The organism is Photorhabdus heterorhabditis, assembly GCF_001280945.1.
GTDB classification, from domain to species: domain Bacteria; phylum Pseudomonadota; class Gammaproteobacteria; order Enterobacterales; family Enterobacteriaceae; genus Photorhabdus; species Photorhabdus heterorhabditis.
This window is the reverse complement of the sequence record NZ_LJCS01000259.1, coordinates 1-350: the sequence shown is the minus strand read 5'-3', so window position 1 is coordinate 350 and position 350 is coordinate 1. Positions and strand designations below refer to the sequence as shown.

The following is a 350-nucleotide window of genomic DNA, read 5'->3' as shown; positions in this document are numbered from 1 at the left end:
CACTGGTATCAACGGATTCATCCCCTAAATCATCATCCTCCCAAAAATCCGCATGCGCTTCGGCACTCCAGACAATATTTCTGTCTTCATCCGTGATTTCAGGACTTATCACAAAATCCATTTTCTTACGGTGAATGTGTCCATCGTCTTCAACCGGTTTTTCTTTACTTGCTTCCATGATGCCGACAGCAATTAGTACTCCAGCACAGGCGCTGGCAACATATTCAGCCGCACCTACTGCGACAGGGGCCAGTAACGGTATTGGCATATTAACGTCTCCTGTTTATCTTATTTTTTGCAATACAAAGAATATCTTTAAACTGCTATTTCAGCTCCTGACCGGGAATTCA

The 350-nt window shown here is 43.7% G+C and carries 1 pseudogene; it reads right to left on the bottom strand.

Going from position 1 to position 350, the window contains the following annotated elements:
• Positions 1-268 (bottom strand): annotated as a pseudogene (locus AM629_RS21620) (hypothetical protein); the annotation flags it as partial.
• Between the last annotated feature and the right edge of the window lie 82 nt (positions 269-350).